This window comes from Streptomyces sp. NRRL S-350, assembly GCF_000719705.1.
Taxonomy (GTDB): domain Bacteria; phylum Actinomycetota; class Actinomycetes; order Streptomycetales; family Streptomycetaceae; genus Kitasatospora.
Genome location: NZ_JOHO01000014.1, coordinates 45,968 through 64,241 on the forward strand (window position 1 = coordinate 45,968; position 18,274 = coordinate 64,241).

At 72.6% G+C, this 18,274-nt stretch carries 13 protein-coding genes; 10 read left to right on the top strand and 3 right to left on the bottom strand.

Annotated elements, in window-relative coordinates; all coding sequences use genetic code 11:
• Positions 1 to 5: 5 nt before the first annotated feature.
• On the bottom strand, positions 6 to 473 hold the full coding sequence (locus tag IF30_RS0116200) for a GreA/GreB family elongation factor (protein WP_030238139.1): 468 nt from the start codon (positions 471 to 473) through the stop codon (positions 6 to 8).
• Between the two features lie 275 nt (positions 474 to 748).
• On the opposite strand from IF30_RS0116200, the gene IF30_RS0116205 reads away from it, so the two are divergent.
• The 3 genes from IF30_RS0116205 to IF30_RS0116225 all read left to right on the top strand — a co-directional run bounded on the left by IF30_RS0116205 (position 749) and on the right by IF30_RS0116225 (position 5,353).
• Entirely contained in the window at positions 749 to 2,191 is a 1,443-nt protein-coding gene (locus tag IF30_RS0116205; protein WP_030238141.1) for a glyceraldehyde-3-phosphate dehydrogenase, read from the top strand.
• Positions 2,192 to 2,947: 756 nt separating this feature from the next.
• A complete protein-coding gene (locus IF30_RS47905) occupies positions 2,948 to 3,739 on the top strand; it encodes a hypothetical protein (protein ID WP_158835186.1) in 792 nt (263 codons plus the stop codon).
• 1,146 nt (positions 3,740 to 4,885) lie between these two features.
• Positions 4,886 to 5,353, top strand: a complete 468-nt coding sequence (locus tag IF30_RS0116225; RefSeq protein ID WP_158835189.1) for a hypothetical protein — start codon at positions 4,886 to 4,888, stop codon at positions 5,351 to 5,353.
• Positions 5,354 to 5,410: 57 nt separating this feature from the next.
• Here the strand turns inward: IF30_RS0116225 and IF30_RS0116230 are convergent, their stop codons facing one another.
• Both IF30_RS0116230 and IF30_RS0116245 read right to left on the bottom strand, forming a co-directional pair.
• Positions 5,411 to 6,757 (bottom strand): carbohydrate-binding protein, encoded by a 1,347-nt coding sequence (locus tag IF30_RS0116230; protein WP_078891421.1) that lies wholly within the window; start codon positions 6,755 to 6,757, stop codon positions 5,411 to 5,413.
• A gap of 1,228 nt (positions 6,758 to 7,985) precedes the next feature.
• The gene (locus tag IF30_RS0116245) at positions 7,986 to 8,900 is read right to left on the bottom strand and encodes a LysR family transcriptional regulator substrate-binding protein (RefSeq protein ID WP_030238156.1); all 915 of its coding nucleotides are present in this window, start codon (positions 8,898 to 8,900) and stop codon (positions 7,986 to 7,988) included.
• Between the two features lie 141 nt (positions 8,901 to 9,041).
• Between IF30_RS0116245 and IF30_RS0116250 the strand changes: the two genes are divergently transcribed.
• The 7 genes from IF30_RS0116250 to IF30_RS0116280 all read left to right on the top strand — a co-directional run bounded on the left by IF30_RS0116250 (position 9,042) and on the right by IF30_RS0116280 (position 18,091).
• Positions 9,042 to 10,070: a DMT family transporter gene (locus IF30_RS0116250; protein WP_063752649.1), complete on the top strand. Its 1,029-nt coding sequence runs from the start codon at positions 9,042 to 9,044 to the stop codon at positions 10,068 to 10,070.
• Between the two features lie 83 nt (positions 10,071 to 10,153).
• Positions 10,154 to 11,209 carry a GNAT family N-acetyltransferase gene (locus IF30_RS0116255; protein ID WP_158835192.1) on the top strand — a complete coding sequence of 352 codons (1,056 nt, stop codon included), beginning with the start codon at positions 10,154 to 10,156 and terminating at the stop codon, positions 11,207 to 11,209.
• The gene (locus IF30_RS0116260; RefSeq protein ID WP_037900142.1) at positions 11,202 to 11,990 is read left to right on the top strand and encodes an aminotransferase class IV; all 789 of its coding nucleotides are present in this window, start codon (positions 11,202 to 11,204) and stop codon (positions 11,988 to 11,990) included. Before IF30_RS0116255 ends, IF30_RS0116260 begins: the two co-directional genes overlap by 8 nt.
• A 111-nt stretch (positions 11,991 to 12,101) precedes the next feature.
• Positions 12,102 to 12,929, top strand: coding sequence for an ABC transporter ATP-binding protein (locus tag IF30_RS0116265; RefSeq protein ID WP_030238163.1), 828 nt, complete (start codon positions 12,102 to 12,104; stop codon positions 12,927 to 12,929).
• Positions 12,926 to 15,514 carry an ABC transporter permease gene (locus IF30_RS0116270; protein ID WP_037900143.1) on the top strand — a complete coding sequence of 863 codons (2,589 nt, stop codon included), beginning with the start codon at positions 12,926 to 12,928 and terminating at the stop codon, positions 15,512 to 15,514. Before IF30_RS0116265 ends, IF30_RS0116270 begins: the two co-directional genes overlap by 4 nt.
• Before the next feature lie 493 nt (positions 15,515 to 16,007).
• Positions 16,008 to 16,481 (top strand): hypothetical protein, encoded by a 474-nt coding sequence (locus IF30_RS41565; RefSeq protein ID WP_051710398.1) that lies wholly within the window; start codon positions 16,008 to 16,010, stop codon positions 16,479 to 16,481.
• Positions 16,478 to 18,091, top strand: a complete 1,614-nt coding sequence (locus tag IF30_RS0116280; RefSeq protein WP_030238172.1) for a multicopper oxidase family protein — start codon at positions 16,478 to 16,480, stop codon at positions 18,089 to 18,091. Before IF30_RS41565 ends, IF30_RS0116280 begins: the two co-directional genes overlap by 4 nt.
• Positions 18,092 to 18,274: the final 183 nt, after the last annotated feature.

Below are 18,274 nucleotides of genomic sequence, written 5' to 3' on the forward strand. Positions count from 1 at the left end.
GAGAACTAACCCCGGTCGCCGACCGCCAGGACGACCGCACTAGCCGCGCCGCCCGGCGTCTCGTAGCTCACCGTCTCCCCGGCGTGCCGCCCGAGCAGCGCCTTCCCCAGAGGGCTGTCCGCCGTCACCAGCGTCAACTCCCGTTCCTCGGCGAGCTCCGCGATCTCGACGGTCTCCTCCGCGCCGTCCGCGAACCGCACCGTGACGGTCGACCCCACTCCCACCGCCTCCGTGGACGGCGGCCCGGCCACCGACGCCTCCCGCAGCCGCTCCTCCAACTCGGCGATCCGCCGGTCCAGCCGCGTCACCTCCGACGCCCGCTGCAACTCGTCCGCCGCATCCGCCCGGTCCCCCACCGGCTCCACCCCCCGCAGCGTCGCCGCGACGTCCCCCCGCTCCGCCCGCAGCTGCGCCAACTCCTCCTGCACCGCTCGCAGGCCCTCAGCACTGATGGGTTCGGGACCACCGGTCATTCCTGCTCCCGGGTCTCTCGCGCAACGCTCAAACACCGGCCGCCTCCCATTACCCCACCCCGCCCCACCCCGGGCAACTCCACCCGGGCACAGGCCCCGACGGGGTGGCGGTGATCACCCCCGGGTAGGTGGCGGACGGTGGGGTGGGGGTGAAAGTGCAGGTCGAGGGGGTGGGGGCGGGGAGGGGTGTCGCGGTGCAGGGTGGGACCGGCCGTTGGGGCGCGGGCGGGCGAAGCTACCATGTGGGCAACACCCTCAGCTCGAAAGATGGACTTGTGACTGTCAACGACGACGTGTTCACGGACTGGAAGAACCGCGAGGAGATCGCGGAGTCGATGATCCCGATCATCGGGCGACTGCACCGGGAGCGGGACGTCACCGTTCTGCTCCACAGCCGGTCCCTGGTGAACAAGTCGGTGGTCAGCATCCTCAAGACGCACCGCTTCGCCCGGCAGATAGCGGGCGAGGAGCTCTCGGTCACCGAGACGATGCCGTTCCTGAGCGCGCTGACCGCCCTGGACCTCGGCCCCTCGCAGATCGACATCGGCATGCTCGCCGCGACGTACAAGGCGGACGACCACGGCCTGTCGGTCGAGGAGTTCACCGCCCGGGCCGTCGCCGGTGCCACCGGTGAGAACAAGCTGGAGCGCCGGTCCGCCCAGGACGTCGTGCTGTACGGGTTCGGCCGCATCGGCCGGCTGGTCGCGCGGCTGCTGATCGAGAAGGCCTCGGGCAACGGCCTGCGGCTGAAGGCCATCGTCGTGCGCAACGGCGGTGGCGACGACCTGGTCAAGCGGGCCTCGCTGCTGCGCCGTGACTCCATCCACGGGCAGTTCCAGGGCACGATCACCGTTGACGAGGCGAACAACAAGATCATCGCCAACGGCAACGAGATCACGGTGATCTACTCCGACGACCCGACCAAGGTCGACTACACGGAGTACGGGATCAAGGACGCGATCCTGATCGACAACACCGGCAGGTGGCGTGACCGCGAGGGCCTGTCGAAGCACCTGCAGCCCGGCATCGCCAAGGTCGTGCTGACCGCCCCGGGCAAGGGCGACGTCCCGAACATCGTGCACGGCGTCAACCACGACATGATCAAGCCGGACGAGCGGATCCTGTCCTGCGCCTCCTGCACCACCAACGCCATCGTCCCGCCGCTGAAGGCGATGGAGGACGAGTACGGCGTGGTCCGCGGCCACGTGGAGACCGTCCACTCGTTCACCAACGACCAGAACCTGCTGGACAACTACCACAAGGCCGACCGCCGCGGCCGCTCCGCGCCGCTGAACATGGTGATCACCGAGACCGGTGCCGCCTCGGCCGTCGCCAAGGCCCTGCCGGACCTCAAGGCGAAGATCACCGGCAGCTCGATCCGCGTGCCGGTGCCGGACGTCTCCATCGCGATCCTCAACCTCCAGCTGAAGCGGGAGACCAACCGCGAGGACGTCCTGGAGTACCTGCGGAACGTCTCGCTGACCTCGCCGCTGAAGCGCCAGATCGACTTCATCGACTCGCCCGACGCGGTCTCCAGCGACTTCATCGGCTCGCGCCACTCCTCGATCGTCGACGCCGGCGCGACCAAGGTCGAGGGCGACAACGCGATCCTCTACCTGTGGTACGACAACGAGTTCGGCTACTCGTGCCAGGTCGCCCGGGTCGTGCAGTACATCTCGGGCGTCGAGTACCCGACCTACCCGGCTCCGGCGGTCTGATCGGGCTGAGTGGATCGCGCGGACTGCGTGGACCGGGCGGACTGCGCAGACCGGGCGGATCGCACGGACGGCGTGGCCTGCGCGAATGACGCAGCCGGCGTGGATCGCGTCGACCGCGTGGATCGTCGGCGGGGCGGTGACCTGTTGGTCGCCGCCCCGTCGGCGTTCCGGGCGCCCGACGGGCAGTACAGCGGCGGGCAGCGGGGCGCGCGGGCGGGCGTCGAGCTACGGGCTTCGGTGGCGGGAGGGGCGGCGTGGCCCGTGCCCAGCCGAACAGGGCCTCGGATGACTTGAGTCGGTGCAGATTCCGGACGATCCCGACCATCTCCTCCTGGGCGGCATCGGGTGCGTCCTGCAGCGCGATCGGCGCGCAGACGCGGCCGACGTACGGCATCAGCAGGCCCACCACCTCATCTAGGGCGAGGGCGACGCCCCGCTGGGCCGCTCGGCCCGGGGCGATGTCCGGGCGCCGGGGGTCCGTGGCTGTCACGGCGGCCGCCACAGCTGTTGGGTCCGTTGCGACTGTCCTGCCCGTTGGGCCTGCCGTGCCTGGCGTAGACACCAGGTGCGGCGGTGATGCGCGTTGGCGGGCGTTGGCGGGCGTGGGTGTGCTGCGAGATCGGGGTGAGGTCCGGGGCGTGATTCGGGTACGGGGCCCGGCGGCGGGTGGGGGCGGAGCTGCGGCTATGTTGAGGGGTCACTGACAGCCGGAGGGAGCGGGCGATGGGGATGGGTGGTCGGCGAATAGTCGCCGGGGTGGCGACCGGGGTACTGGTGGCGGTGCTGGCCGGGTGCTCCTCCGGGGGTTCGAAGGACGCCAAGGAGGCAGCCACGGGAACCCCAGGTGCGGCGGTCGCGACTACTGCGGCGGCCGCCGGTACGGCAGCGGCGTCCGCGCCAGCCGCCGACGCGTCCTCGTCGGCGCCGGCCGGGGTCGGTGTCGCGTCCGGTGCTGCTTCCGGGGCTGCGTCCGGTGCGCCCCCGGCACCCGCGGGCGCGCCGACACCGACCGCCGCGGAGACGCCCGGGGCGGACCTGGAGGGGGCGCTGCTGGACGACAAGGTGGTCGGCCAGGTGCTGCCGGACGCCAAGACGATGGCCGGATGGGAGGAAGAGAAGCGCAAGGTCGACACCGCCGACCACGCCGTGACCTGCACCGCGGCCACTCCCTGTACCGGCAAGCCGCTCAGCGGGTCGGTCCGCTTCGCCTCGGGCGACGTGGTCACCCGCTTCATCGTGGAGACGCTGCCCAGCCGGGATGCGGCCAAGACTCGGCTGAAGGAGACGTACGCCTCCTACGCCGCCGGGCCGTTCAAGAAGATCGACACTCCGGCGCTGGGAAGTGAGAGCCAGGCGTTCCAGGGCCCGCTGGCCCAGGGCGAGGGAGTCGGCATCGTGGTGCGCTCCGGCACGGTGGTGGCGAGCGTGACCACGGAGGGTGGCCCGGTGGACGTGGCCGCGACGCGGCGGTTCGCGGTGATGCTGGTGAAGCGGATCGAGCAGGCGCAGGCGGGCAAGGTGCCGGACGCCGGGCTGGGCCTGGCCTGACCGGGCCTTGTCCCGACCGTGGTGGGGATGGGTGGTCGGTGCCGGACGACTGTCGGCCGGCCCGGCAGCAGTGGGTCAGCTGGTGCAGCCCGTATGTCGGGCAGCTGTCCACCACAGAGTCGCCAGTGCCCCACGGGCGTCGGGAGGCCCGGGTGGAAGCCGACGCCGCGCATTGACGCGGCCTTGGCCGATCGCCTGGTGGGTCGCTGGGAGGACCAGGAGGCCTCCGCCACGGTTGCCTGCGAGCTTTCTCGGGCAGGCCGCTGCGACGTCCCCGAGGTGCCCCTCGCAGGGCCCGCGAAGCCCGGGCGAGGCGCAGGACGTGGGTCAATCGGACGCGATCACAGGGGTGTTGACCGGTCTCGCGATGCGCACGCGGGGCGCCGGGGGGTTGGATGCTGCCGCGGCCCTGCCTACTGAGGCGTACACGGTCGGGGACGTCGCTGCGCAGACCGGGCAGGTGCACAACTCCTGGGCCTTGAAGGCAAGTCGCACCGACTGATCATTATCCGGGGACTGTGAGGGCGCCCGTCCCGTAACCGACCCAAGCGGCCCTTCGTCGGCGGGGCTTTGGCGACTTCGAGTACCGCCGACTGCTGCGGAAGCGCGGGATCACGCTCCTCGGTGCCCGACGCGGTGTCGCCCACCGGCTTCGGACTCGGACGGAACCCACTGGTCCTCGAGCGGACCTTCGCCCGACTTCACCGGTTCAGACGACTCCGCATCCGCTCCGAACGCCGAGCCGGGTTCCACCGGGGCCTGCTTGCACTCGCTGCAACAGCATCCGCAGGCGGCAGCTTCGAAAGGCGGCATGGACGGGTCGGCCGACCCGCCGATTGAACGCGTTCAAGAAGTCTGGCAGGCTGGCTCCGAGTTTGCACTGGAAGGGCACCGTGTCCTGCGTCCTGCGTCCTGCAGGCTGCCAGCGCATGCGGCCGAGACAGTCACGCCGATGGACGGGGCACGGAGTCGATGCACGAATTCCCAGCCGAAGCCGACAAGGCCGGGCAGCCTGCACTGCGAGTGGGTGGCAAGATGCGGTGCCCTACCCGGCGGCCCGGCAAATCCTTCGGGAGGGTGACGGCAGTCGTCGGGTGCCTGGTCCTCGCGTGCGCCTCGTGCGCGGGCGCCGGCGGGGAAGCGACCGTGATCCAGAAGGTCGATCTGGTCGGCGACTGGGGCAATACGGCCGGCGCCGTGGTCCACGTGGCCGCAGACCACAGCTTGACGGCGAGCGGGATCGACCATGCCGTGCCCGGCTACAGGTGCGCCACGAGCATGACCGCCGGGAGGTGGCAATTCTGGGTGCAGGACGGCTCGCCGCATTCCCTCACGGCCTCGGACTCGGCGACCGAAGGCAAGTCGTTCATAGTCTCGGCGGGCATCGCCGATTCGAACTGGGGGTCGTGCGACCTCGAAGCACAGGTTCAACGTGATGGCCGTGGTGTCAACATCTGTCTCGTCGTAGACCTCGACCAGAGTTGCACTGCTGAAGAGCTCCTCCGCAAGGCCTCGACGCGACCCCCGATGAGCGGTGCTGTCGGGACGCGACCGCCGATCCGAGAGGAGCCCCGGGGTGTGCACCCCGGGGCTGTCGTCGCGTGTGATGCATGACGCGTGGCGTGTGGCGCGTGGTGCCGTGGCGCGGTTGCGCGCGTTCGTGCGGGGCCGTCAGCAGGGGCCGTCGTCGGCCCAGACGCCCCACTGGCCGCTGGCGCTCGGTACCTCGTTGAGCGTCCACCACTTGGCGTGGTAGTTGTGCCCGTTGTACGAGACCTTGGCGCCACCGTTGTACGTCGTGCTCGCGCTCCACGCCGGGGCGGTGCAGGTGCCGGGGGTGCCCGGGCTGGTCGGCGGCGTAGTCGGGGGAGTCGTCGTCGGCGTGGTGGGCGGCGTGGTGGGCGGGGTCGCGCCGGCGAACTTCACCGTGTACTTGGTGAAGTCCCAGTCGTTCTGCGCCACGCTGGAACAGGAGCCGGACAGCCCCGGGTCCACTGGTCCCGGGCATTGCCGGTCCCGGTTGACCGACCAGTAGGTGTAGCGGGCCAGGCCGTGCGCCGTGGCGAAGTCCAGCACGGCCTGGAAGTCGGCCTGGCGGAAGTACTCGGCGGCGTCGGTGCGCCCGTTCATCATCGACACGCCCTCGTGGGCGTACGCGGTGGCCTCGTTCCAGCCGAAGGTGGTCTGCAGGATCTGGTTGAACTTCGCCAGCGCGTCGGTCTGTGCCGCTGCGCCGTTGAAGCCGCCGTCAAATGGCATGATCGAGTAGTTGTTCGGCGTGAAGCCCTGCGTCTTGGCCTCGTTGAGCATCTGGGTGCCGAACCAGCCGGTGCCCGCGTTGGTGCCGGCGGTGGTGATCGAGACGTACAGGCCCGGGTTGTTCTGCTGGAGGATCCTTGCGGCGCCGATCTCGTTGTGGATGGCTGCGGTGTTCTCGTACTCCGGTTCCTCCAGGTCGAAGTCGATCGCCTTGAGCTGGTACTTGGTGATCACCTTCTGGTAGCCGGCGGCGGTCGCCTCGGGCGTGCCGCAGACCTGGCCCAGCTTGGTGCCGCCGTACCCGCCGACCGAGACCGAGACGTCGCCGCCCTTGCCGCGGATGGTCTGGATGACGTTCGGCATGGTGGTGTCGGTGTCGATCGAGGAGGTTCCGCCCCAGGCGGGGGAACAACTGTTGCCCTGGGCCAGGATGAACGCCAGTTGGAAGGCCTTCTGTCCGGTGGCGTCCATGACGGCGGCGGCGTCCGGCGGACTGTTGTCCTCGGGCATCAGGTAGGGCGCGGAGGCGTACCAGTTGCTGCCCAGGCCCGTGGCGGTGGTGGCGGCCGTGGTGGTGTCCGCGGAGGCGGAGCCGGTGCCGGCCAGTGCGGCGAGGCCTCCGGCGACCAGGCCGAGCACGCCGACCACGGAGAGGGCGCCCCGGCTGGAGCGGCGCCGGCGCTTCGGCGCGCCCTGTGGGCTGGCGGGGTCTACCGGCCGGTCAGGGCCGGCGGGGTGTGGGGGAAAAGCGCGTTCCATGGAAACCTTCCAGGCAGCGGCGGTGGGGGAAAGTGCCCGTACGCGCCGGAGGTGGGGGTGGCGCGGCGGCAGGCCGAACGGCCCAGGGGCGTCGGGTGGTTGCCGTGGACTTCCACTGGTATAGACCTGTTGCTGGGGGCGGGTCAAGACCCGGTGGATGGGGAGGTGAACCTGCGGAGTGGAGCATCACCTTCCGGATTCCAATGCGTTGATGGCTTTCGCGCTCGGTCTGGACGACCTCTCGAACGGTCCGTTGGTCATTCGCCCGGAGAGATGTTGTGGGTCACTGCACAGCATCTCCAACTCACCTTTCCCAGCGGAGGACTGGAATGGGTCAGGTGATTCTCACCGGGTCGACCGCATGGATTCCGGCGGTCGTAACGAAAATGCCGCGGACGCGTACCGCGCCTGCCCGGCCAGCGCTACCGTCCATTGCAGCGCTGAGAACCTGCACGTCACGGAGGAATGCTTCTGAAACGGTGCCGTCGCAGCAGCCGCTGGATTAGTCCGGGTGGGTACGGCGGGTTTGCTCCGCCGGCCGCCGCCAGTTCTGCCGCTCGATGCCGGACGGCAGGGTGAATGCAAACACGCGGGCCGTGGACGTCGACAGGGACATGGAACGGCAGTTGGCCGTCGCGCGCAGGGCCGTGCGCCGCATCGCGGATGCCGGGCGGTACTGGGTGGTTCTGGTGTACGAACTGCAGTCCTATGCCGGGTCGGCGGCGCCCGGTGACACGGGGTCGCAGCTCTGGCCTTCGGTAGCGGAACGCCGGTAGGCCGGGTTTCAGCAGGGCGGAGGGCACCTGGTGGATGCCTTCTGCTTCCTGGCGCATGGCCCTCCCGGGAGTCCCTGCGCCGGCTGGGCACGGGGCGGGCCTGGCCGGCTCCAGCGCGAGCTCACCAAGGCAAGCTCGTACCGCCCCGCCGAGCCTGGACACCCGCACCGGCTGGGAGCTGGGTGTTCCGGGCAGCCGACGGGCTGATGGCGCTGTTCGCCACAGTCCTGCTTCAGCTGCTGCGGCGGGTGCCGACGTCTCCTGCCCCTGCTTCGGCGCCTCGGACGCGTGGTCGCCCCGGACGCCCTCGTCGGCTCGGCCATCGGCAGCCTCCAGGCGCTCGGAGCGCTCACGCTCCTGCCGACGCTGCCCCTGGTGCGGGTGCAGCTGCGTTGCCTTCCGGATTGACGGGAGGTTTCACCGGTCTTCCCGCCAGTTGGGGATGAGCTCACTCAGCCCGGTGACACCGCCAATGCCGGGGCTTTGGTCCTGCTCTTCGCCATCGCCCCCACTCCCGCCAGCAACCCGCTGACCGCCGGGGACCACGGCCGACTGGCGGGCCCCGTCAGCGTCAGCGTCCGGTGGACGGCGGGCCGGATCGGGACCAGCACGCAGTCGGCCGGGAGCATGGTCAGCGCCAGCGCCGGCATCACCGAGACTCCGACGCCCGCGTGCACCATGCCGATCAACGTGTTGAGGTCGCGGATCCGGTGCCGGGGTGCGAAGCGGGTGCCGGCCCGCCGGTACACCTCGCGGATGTGGCGCTCGCAGCCGCCCTCGGAGAGCAGGAAGTCGTCGTCCTCCAACTCGGTGACGTGGATGCTCTCCTGACCGGCGAGCGGGTGGTCGCGGTGCAGCAGCGCGTGCATCGAGTCCGCGCCGAGGGCGACCGCCCCGGGCTGGAGCGGCGCGGCGTCCACCAGGACGGCGGCGTCCACCGTGCCGGCTTCCAGCCAGGTGCCCAGCTCGGCGTCGTCTCCCTCGAAGACCCGGACGGTCACTTCCGGATAGGCGGCCTTCCAGTCCCGCAGCAGCCCGGGCAGCAGCGCCTGGCAGACCGTGGTCGGCGCGGCCAGCCGGATGGTGCCCGTCAGTCCGCCGGTGTGCTGGGTGGCGATGGTGCGCACGGCGGCGGCGGAGGCGACGGCCGTACGGGCGTGCGGCAGGACCTGTTCGCCCAGCGGGGTGGGCCGACACGGGGTGCCGCGCATCAGAACGGGTGCGCCGAGGGCGCGCTCCAGCGCACCGACGGCGTGGGAGACCGCGGACTGGCTGATGCCCAGATCGTCGGCGGCCGCACCGAAGCCGCCGGCGTCGGCGACCGCGACCAGCGCTCTGAGCTGCGCCAGGTTGACCTCCGCGGTCACCGGACGTCCTGGGCCATGGGACCTCGCGTCATGAGACTTCCTCATCCAGGTGGGAGTGTCACTTGTTGGACTCATGGTCGGACGCCGGGTCACCCTCTGTCCAGACGGAGGAAACAGCGGAGGGATACGGGGGCGGTTGCGGTGCGGATCTGGTTGCCGGGCTTTGCGGCACTGTCGGCGATCTGGGGTGCGAGTTTCGCCCTGATCAAGGTGGCGGTCGATGCGGGGGTGCCTCCGGTCTGGGTGGCACTGTGGCGGTGCCTGCTGGGCGCGGCCACGCTGGCCGCCGTCCTGGTGCTGCGCGGTGAGCGCATTCCGCGGGACCGTGCGCTGTGGGGGCACTCGGCGGTAGTTGCGGTGCTGCTGAACACCGTGCCGTTCATCCTGTTCCCGTTCGGCGAGACCAAGGTCAGCTCGGTGCTCGCCGGGGTGCTGAACGCGACCACGCCGCTCTTCACCCTGCTGTTCGCGGTGCTCACCGTCCCCGAGGACCGCCGCCCTGGTGCCCGTCGGCTCACCGGCCTGGCCCTGGGCTTCGTCGGCGTGCTCACGGTGTTCGGGGTCTGGCGCGGCATCGGCTCGGGCGAGACCCTCGGAGGTCTCGCCTGCCTGGCCGCCGCCTGCTGCTACGGAGCCGGTTTCGCCTACCTGCGGCGGTTCCTGGCGGGGCGGCCGGAGTCCGTCACCGTCCTCTCCGGGCTGCAGATCGGCTGCGCCGCGGTGGAGTTGGCCGTCATCGCGCCGCTCGCCGCGGGCGCCCCGCACTGGCCGGGGACCGGCCCGGCCGTCGCCCTGCTGGTGTTCGGCATGGTCGGCACCGGTCTGGCGTACCTGCTCAACCTCGACCTGGTCCGGACCGCGGGCACCGCGGTGGCCTCGGCCGTCACCTACGTGATGCCGCTGTGGTCCACCGGGATCGGGGCGCTGTTCCTCACGGAGCCGGTCGGCTGGAACGCGCTGGCCGGGGGTGCGCTGGTGATCGCGGCCGTGGCGCTGACCCGGCCCCGCCCCGGGGCCGCGACCTGCGCGGCGGAGCAGGACCCGAAGGCGCGCCAACCCGTCGGTCAGGGTGCGCGCCGCCCCGACGACGGCGCGTACGAAGATGCCACGCATAGGGATCTCCCTCCCCGGACGGATCCTCCCGGGCCAAGCCGGTGGGAACCGGTCTGATCAGACAGCCGAATTCGTACCCGACCTGACGTTCGGTGTCCACTGAATTACGGAATGTCAGTGGGCGCCGCTATGGTGGCCGCGTGGTGAGGTCGTGGGATGCGGCGGTGGAACGGGCGCAGGACCGGCTGGCGGTGGGGCCGAGGCTGCGGGTGGCAGACGAAGGGGGCGAGGGTGACGAACGGCGCTTCGCCCTCTGGGACTTGGCGTCCCTGGTGGAGGGAGAGCTGGGCGAGCTGGTGGACCCGGACGCGTTGGCGCCCGAGGTCGAGCGCGGCTGGCGCGAGCGGCTCGGGGAGAGCGGCCGGGAGTGGCCGAGCGGCGAACTGTACCGCCGCCGCTACTGGATCCTGGACGACGGCGGAGCGGTCGCGGGCACCGTCGCGGTGGACAACTGGACCAAGGGCCCGGGTCAACTCGCCGTCTCCTCGCTCTACGTGAGCCCGGCCGCGCGCGGGCGCGGGCTGGCCGGCGCTGCGCTGGACGCGGTCTACCAGGCGGCCACCGCCGAGGGCCTGCCGGGCTACCGGCTGGAAGCGCACTGGGCCTGGCGGCCTGCCGTCCGCTACTACCTGCGCCGCGGGTTGTGGGTGGTCGGCTGGAAGCGTTCGCTCTCGTTCGCGCGGATGCCCCAACTCCCCTCCTACCAGGTGCGTGAGGAGGACGGCCGCCTGCTCCTGCTGGTCGCAGACCGGTTGCGCGGCTGGGTGCCGATACTGGCAGCCGGCCGCGAGGGCCATCGGCTGCGGCTGGACGAGACGGCCGACTACCGGGGCGCCGACGGCTGGGTGCACGAGTACGCGCGCTCCACCCTGGCGCTGCACCTCGCGCTGGCGGGCTACCCGCTGGTGCGCGGCCCGCAGTGGTGGGCGGAGGCCTGGCGCTGGGCGGAGGCGGGGGAGCCGGAGGGACTGGCCTACCGGATCGAGGAGTTCGAACGGGCCGCCCGGGAGTCGGGCCGTGCCACGGCCGCCGCGCACTGCCCGGTCTCGCCGCCCGGGCCGTCGGCCGCTCCGCCGCCCAGGGAGCAGGGTCCAGGGCCGGCCCCCGCACAGGCGCCCGCGTCGGCCCCCGGACAAGCGTCGGCGGAGAGGGCCCCGGTGCCGGCCCGGCAGCTGGCAGACTCGGGGGATGGCTGAGATCGAGATCGACGGCGCCCCGGCCGACCCGGTGCGACTGGCCGCGCTGGGGCTGCTCAACTACGGGCACTTCACCACCCTGCGCGCCGAGGCCGGGCGGGTCCGTGGCCTGACCCTGCACCTGGACCGGCTGGTCCGGGACTGCCGGACGCTGTTCGCCGCCGAGTTGGACCGGACGGCGGTGCGCGAACGGATCCGCGCGGTACTGCCTGCCGACGGCGCGCCAGTGACCGTCCGCGTCACCGTCTACGATCCGGCGCTGGGCCTGGAACGCCCCGGTGCCCCGGCCGCGCCCGCCCTGCTGGTCACCACCCGCCCGGCCGCGGCCGCCGAGCCGGCCCCACTGCGGGTCCGCACCGCGGCGTACCGGCGGGAGCTGCCCGAGGTCAAGCACGTCGGTCTGTTCGGCCTGGTCCACCACCGCCGGCAGGCCCAACTCGCGGGCTGGGACGACGTACTGCTGGTCGACTCCGACGGTCGGGTGACCGAGGGCGCGACCTGGAACGTCGGCTTCCTGGACGACGACCGGCTGGTCTGGCCGCAGGGCCCCAGCCTGCCCGGCGTCACCGAGGCCCTGCTGTCCGGGGCGTACCAGGGCCCGCAGTCCCGCGAACCACTGCCCGCCGACGGGCTCGACCGCTTCACCGCCGCCTTCGCCGTCAACGCGGGCGTCGGCGTCCGGCCGCTGGCAGCCGTCGACGGCACCACCCTCGACCCCGCCCACCCGGCGCTCGCCGAGCTGCGCGCGACCTACCTGGGGATCGCCGCCGAAGCCGTGTAGGGATAACCCCACCCCGGACCCGCCGGTGACCTCCATGGTCCGGCGGGCCCCGCCTCCCTAGCGTTGAGCACGTTGACGACGAGCGACGCAGAACCACAGGAAGGCCCCTCCATGGCACGCCGCCACGACCGCCGCAGGACCGACCAGTTCGGGACCGACGAACGCCGGACTGACCCGTACGCCGCACCGACGGCGCCCCCTGCGATCGAACTGCGCGGAGTGCGCCGCACCTACGGCCGCGGTGAGGGAACGGTTCAGGCGCTGCGCGGGATCGACCTGACGCTCGCCCGCGGCAGCTTCACCGCCGTGATGGGCCCGTCCGGCTCCGGCAAGTCCACGTTCCTGCAGTGCGCGGCGGGCTTGGACCGCCCGGACGCCGGGGAGATCCGGCTCGGCGGCGAGGAGATCACCACGCTGAGCGAGAACCGGCTCACCAAGCTGCGCCGCAGCAGGATCGGCTTCGTCTTCCAGTCCTTCAACCTGCTGCCCTCACTGAGCGTCGAACAGAACGTACTGCTCCCGCAGCGGCTCGCCGGCGAACGCCAGGACCACGGCCGGGCCCGGGACCTGCTGGAGCGGGTCGGCCTCGGGCAGCACGCCCGGCGTCGCCCCGGCCAGCTCTCCGGCGGCCAGCAGCAGCGGGTCGCGATCGCCCGCGCGCTGATCACCCGCCCGGATGTGCTGTTCGCCGACGAACCGACTGGGGCGCTGGACACCCGCACCGCGCACGAGGTGCTGGGCCTGCTGCGCCAGGCCGTGGACTCCCTGGGGGCGACCGTCGTCATGGTGACCCACGACCCGGTGGCCGCCTCCTTCGCCGACCGGGTGCTGTTCCTGGCCGGCGGCGCGATCGTGGACGACCTGCCGCACCCGAGCCCGCAGTCCGTCGCGGACCGGATGGTCGCGCTCACCTCCCGCCCGGTGGGGGCCGCGGCATGACGAACGGACTCGCGCGCTCCTCGGTGCGCTTTCGCCCCGCCTCCTTCGCGGGCACCCTCGTCGCCCTGCTGCTGGGCGCCGCCGTCGTCGTGGCCTGCGGCGTCCTGCTGCAGACCGGCCTGACCGCGAGCCTCAAACCGGCGCGGTACGCCGACGCGCCCGTCGTGGTGGCGGCCGAGCAGACGGTGAAGGTCGACAAGAAGGTCGGAGAGGACACCGAGACCCAGGAGCAGGCCACCCCGGAACGCGCCCGGACGGACGCCGCGCTGGTGGGTCGGCTGGCCGCCCTGCCCGGGGTCGCCGCCGCCCGGCCGGACACCGGCTTCCCGCTGCCCGCCTCAGCGTCGGCCCCGGCACTGACCGGCAGGGGATACGCCGCGCTCGGCATCGCAGGACCGGCCGACAAGCTGGTCGAGGGCCGTGCCCCCGGCACGAACGAGGTGGTGCTCGACGCCGACACCGCGCGTGCAGCCCACCTCGCGCCCGGCGCGAACCTCACCCTCACCGCGCCCGGCGGTACCGCCAACTACCGGGTCTCCGGCCTCGCCGCCGCCCAGTCCGCAGGCCCGACCGCCTGGTTCGCCGACGCCACCGCCGACCGCATCTCCGGCCACCCCGGCCGGGTCGACGCCATCGCCGTCCAACCGCGGGAGGGCGTGAGCACCGCCGAGCTCGCCACCCAGGTCCGCCGGGCCGTCGCCGACGCCGCCACGGCCCAGGGCGGCGACGCAAAAGCCCGGACCGGAGGATCCGAGGCCCGCGCCGGAACCATCGAGGTCTACACCGGTGACGGCCGCGGCACCGTCGAACACCCCGCCCTCGGCGAGGCCCGGACCATGCTGATGGCCATCGGCGGCACCTTCGGCGGCTACGCCACCATGACCGCGATCTTCGTGGTCATGAGCACCGTCGCCCTCGCCACCGGTCAGCGCGCCCGCGAGTTCGCCCTCCTGCGCGCCATCGGGGCCACCCCCCGCCAGATCCGCCGCACCATCGCCGCCGAGGCGATGCTCGTCGCACCCCTCGCCGCCGCGCTCGGCATCCTGCCCGGACTCGCCCTCGCCCGCTGGTGGTTCCACCAACTGGTCACACGCGGCGCCGTCCCCGAGGGCATCCGCCTCGACGTCGGCCCGCTCCCGATGCTCGCGGCCGTCCTCACCTGCACCCTCGCCGCGCTGACCGCCGGCTTCCTGGCCGCCCGCCGGCCGTCCAGGCTCCGCGCCGGCCAGGCACTCGGCGAGGCCGCCGTCGAGGCGCCCCGCCCGGGCAAGGGGCGCACCGTCTTCGGTCTGGTCTTCGCCGCCGGCGGCATCGTGGTCGCCGCCGTAGCCGCCGCCCTGGACGGCGCCAAGGCCGCCCAGACCGCGCTCGGCGTCGTCATGTGCTTCATGATGGCCGTCGCCCTGCTCGGCCCCTGGGTGGCCCGGATCGCCGCCGCCGTGCTCGGCGCCCCGCTGAGGGCCGGCGGCGCACCCGGTTCACTCGCCGCCGACAACACCCGCGCCAACGCCCGTCGCCTCGCCTCCGCGATCACCCCGATCGTCCTGGTCACCGCTTTCTGCGGCACCCTGCTGATCCTCCAGAGCACCCTGAGCCACACCGCCGGCGAGAACGTCCGGGCAGGCGTCACCGCCGACCACGTCATCGGCGCCACCGGCCCCGGCCTGGCCGCCGGGACCGCCGAGCGGGCGGCCAAGGTGCCGGGCGTGGACACCGCCGTCGGCCTGCTGCGCACCGGCCTCGTCTACCGGACCGGCAGCGACCTGGGCTCCGCCCCCGCGCTCGGCGTCGACGGGGACCCGGCCCGGCTGCCCAAGGTGCTGGACCTCGACGTGCGCAGTGGCGCGCTCGCCGACCTCGGCCGCGCCACCGACACCGTCGCACTGAGCACCAGCCTCGCCGACGCCCTGGACGCGAAAGTCGGCCGGCGGGTCTCGCTGCGGCTCGGCGACGGCACCGCCGTCCAGCCCACCGTGGTCGCCGTGTACGACCGTGGACTCGGCGTCGGCCAGGCGCTGCTGCCCCGGGCGGCCGTGGCCGAGCACGTCACCACCGGGTACGACAGCCAGGTGCTGGTCGCCGACGCGCCGGGCGCCGACCGTGCGGCGGTGGCCGCCGGGCTCGGCGCGCTGGGCGGGGCGAGCGTGACCGACCGGGCCGGGTTCGTCGCCGAGTCCGACAAGGCCATGGAGCTCAGCGGCTGGGCCAACACCGTGATGGCCGGCGTGCTCGGCGGGTTCGCCGCCGTCAGCGCCGCCAACACCCTGGTGATGACGGTGCTGGACCGCCGCCGCGAGGTCGCGCTGCTGCGACTGGCCGGCACCACCCGGCGCCAGGTGCGCGGCATGATGCGCTGGGAGGCGCTGCTGGTCGCGGCGACCGGGCTCGGGGTCGGCGCGGTGATCGCCTGGATCACGCTGGTGCCGGTCGCCCGGGGCGTCGCCAACGCCTCACCGTACGTCCCGCCGCTGCTCGCTCTCCCGCTGGCCGCCGGAGCCGTGCTGCTCTGCCTCGGTGCGACCGGGCTCCCGGTCCGCTCGCTGCTGCGCACCCGGCCGGTGGCACTGGGGGCGGCGCGACAGTAGCCGGGCAGGATATGTGAGCGGATCATGACGTGGCCCCCTGAGTGGAACTCACGGGGCCACGTCATGAGTCGGGCTGATGGGATTGCTGTCCGATGAACCGGGCTCATGGTGTTCGGCGCCATGAGCCCGGTTCATGTGTGGCTCGATGAGTGGGGCTCATGGCCCTTCCCATGAGGTGCTCGCATGAGGCGCACCGGGACAGCACCTCATGAGGCCCACCGGAACAGGACCTCCCGAGGCCCACCAGCACAGCACCTCCGGTGGTGCCATGGGGATGCCGGGCGAGAAGCTCATGAGCCGCACTGCGGAGAAGCTCATGAGGGTCGCCCTCGAAGCCCGCTCAAGGGCATCCCTCGTCCGGGTGACAAAGCCGGGCCCAGCAGGCGCAATGGAGGAACGGGTCCACCCAAATGCCTTTACTGGAGCTGATCGTGATGTCCGATCAGCTACGCTCTCGCCCGCCCCCGACCGCCGAAGCAGAGAGTAGCCCGACATGAGCAGTCCCCCTGCCGCCCCTGCGCCCCGCTGGCCGCTGATCCTGCTGCGCACCACCGCCACCGCGCTCGCCCTGCTGGCGATGGTCCAGGTCATGCTGGCCGGCAGCTTCCTCAACGGCACCTACGACTCCCTGAAGGACCACGAGGGCAACGCGATGACGCTGGCCACCGTGGTGGTGCTCCAGCTCGCGGTGGCTGTGGCGGTCCGGCGGCCCGGCCGGGGACCGCTCTGGCCGCTGTGGACCACCGCCCTGCTCACCGTCGCGGTCATCGGCCAGATCGCCGCCGGCTACGCCCGGTCGCTCGGCGTCCACGTCACCCTCGGCGTGCTGCTGGTCAGCGGCATCCTGTACGGCCTGGTCGGCGCCTGGCGGCTGCCGCTGCCCGCCCGCTCGGCGCAGTACGAGGCGGGCCCGGAAGGCAGCGGTCGACTTCCGCGCCCCGGTGGGCCGGTGGAGGTGTCCAAGTGAACCGACGCCGGTTCCTGGGCCTCGGGGCCTCCGTCCTCGGTGCGGGCGCGGTGGTCGCCGTCGCCGCCCCCTCGGCCGCCCGGTTGTTCGCCGAGGGCCGCCCCGGCCGCATGCTGGCCAGCGAACTCGACCTGCCCGAGGCCTTCCGGGTGCCGCTGCCGGTGCCGCCCGTGCTGCAGCCCGTGCGCACCGACGGGGCCACCGACTACTTCGAGATCACCCAGCAGGTCGCCAAGCTGGAGATCCTTCCCGGTGTGAAGACCGAGGCCTGGACGTACGGCGGCAGCTTCCCGGGCCCGACGGTGGTCACCCGGTCCGGGCGGACGGCCGTGGTCAAGCACCGCAACGAACTGCCGGTAGCCTCCGTGACCCACCTCCACGGCGGGCACACCCCGGCGGACAGCGACGGCTACCCGGTCGACCTCCTGCTGCCGGTGGGGGCCTCGGCGGGCGCCGCCCCCGGTGCGGCCGGCACGCAGGGCGCGGCAGGCATGGAGGGAATGCCGGGAATGCAGGGAATGCCGGGGATGCGGCCCGCCGCCGGCCGGGACGTCGTCGGCGAGCGCAGCTACACCTATCCGGGCAAGCAGCGCGCCGCCACCCTCTGGTACCACGACCACCGGATGGGCTTCACCGGCCCCGGTGTCTGGCACGGGCTGGCCGGCTTCCACCTCGTCCAGGACGACGCGGAGGCCGCCCTGCCGCTGCCGCGCGGCGAGCGCGACCTGCCGCTCATGATCGCCGACCGGTCCTTCGCCGCCGACGGCTCCTTCCGGTACCCCGCCGCCGACCCCACGCTCGCCCGGCCCGGCGTCACCGACGCCTACGCCAACGGTGTGCTCGGCGACGTCATCCTGGTCAACGGCGCCCCCTGGCCCCGGCTGGACGTCGACCGGGCCCGCTACCGGCTGCGCCTGCTCAACGCCTCCAACGCCCGCCTCTACCGGCTCGAACTCGACCCGCAGCCCTCCGGCGGCGACGCCCTGGTGCAGATCGGCTCCGACGGCGGACTGCTCGCCGCGCCGGTCGCCCACGACGGGATCGAGATCGCCCCCGCGGAACGCTTCGACGTCGTCGTCGACTTCTCCCGCTACGAGCCCGGCACCCAGGTGCGCCTGGTCAACCGCTTCGGAAGTGGCCGGACGGCGGAGGTGATGCGCTTCGACGTGTCCTCCAAGCAGGTGCAGGACGACACGTCGGTGCCCGACAAGCTCGTCACCGTCGAGGCCCTCGACCCGTCCGCCGTCGTCGCCACCCGCGACTTCTCGTTCCGCCGCAGCCGCAGCGACGGCTGGACCGTCAACGGCAACCCCTACCAGCCCGGCCAGAGCATCGCCACGGCCGCCCTCGGAACCGTCGAGCGCTGGCGCTTCTCGACCGACCTGCACCACCCCGTGCACGTCCACCTGGACCACTTCCAGGTGGCCAGCCGCAACGGCGCGGCCCCGGGCCCGTACGACGCGGGCTGGAAGGACACCGTGGACCTGCGCCCGGCCGAGGCGGTGGAGGTGCTGGTGCGCTTCACCGACTACGCGGGGACGTACATGCTGCACTGCCACAACCTGGAGCACGAGGACATGGCGATGATGGCGGACTTCACCGTGCAGTGACCCCGGTGCTTCCGGGTGGGTTCCACCCGGGGCCGGGTGGTCCCCCGGTGGTTCATCCGAAAGGCCGAATGCCGGAGGGCGCGCGCTGCGCCCTCCGGCACTCGTGTCCTAGCGTCGCGGGAGAGGTACCTGCGCCTCCTGGCGCCGCGGGGAGGGGTACCCGGCCGAGGGACGGAGCCGCCG

What these genes read in the sequence shown, in the direction of transcription:
- IF30_RS0116200 (WP_030238139.1), bottom strand. Translation starts at nt 473, where the DNA reads ATGACCGGTGGTCCCGAACCCATCAGTGCTGAGGGCCTGCGAGCGGTG.
- IF30_RS0116230 (WP_078891421.1), bottom strand. Translation starts at nt 6,757, where the DNA reads ATGGAACGCGCTTTTCCCCCACACCCCGCCGGCCCTGACCGGCCGGTA.
- IF30_RS0116260 (WP_037900142.1), top strand. Translation starts at nt 11,202, where the DNA reads ATGGCTGAGATCGAGATCGACGGCGCCCCGGCCGACCCGGTGCGACTG.
- IF30_RS0116265 (WP_030238163.1), top strand. Translation starts at nt 12,102, where the DNA reads ATGGCACGCCGCCACGACCGCCGCAGGACCGACCAGTTCGGGACCGAC.
- IF30_RS0116270 (WP_037900143.1), top strand. Translation starts at nt 12,926, where the DNA reads ATGACGAACGGACTCGCGCGCTCCTCGGTGCGCTTTCGCCCCGCCTCC.
- IF30_RS41565 (WP_051710398.1), top strand. Translation starts at nt 16,008, where the DNA reads ATGAGCAGTCCCCCTGCCGCCCCTGCGCCCCGCTGGCCGCTGATCCTG.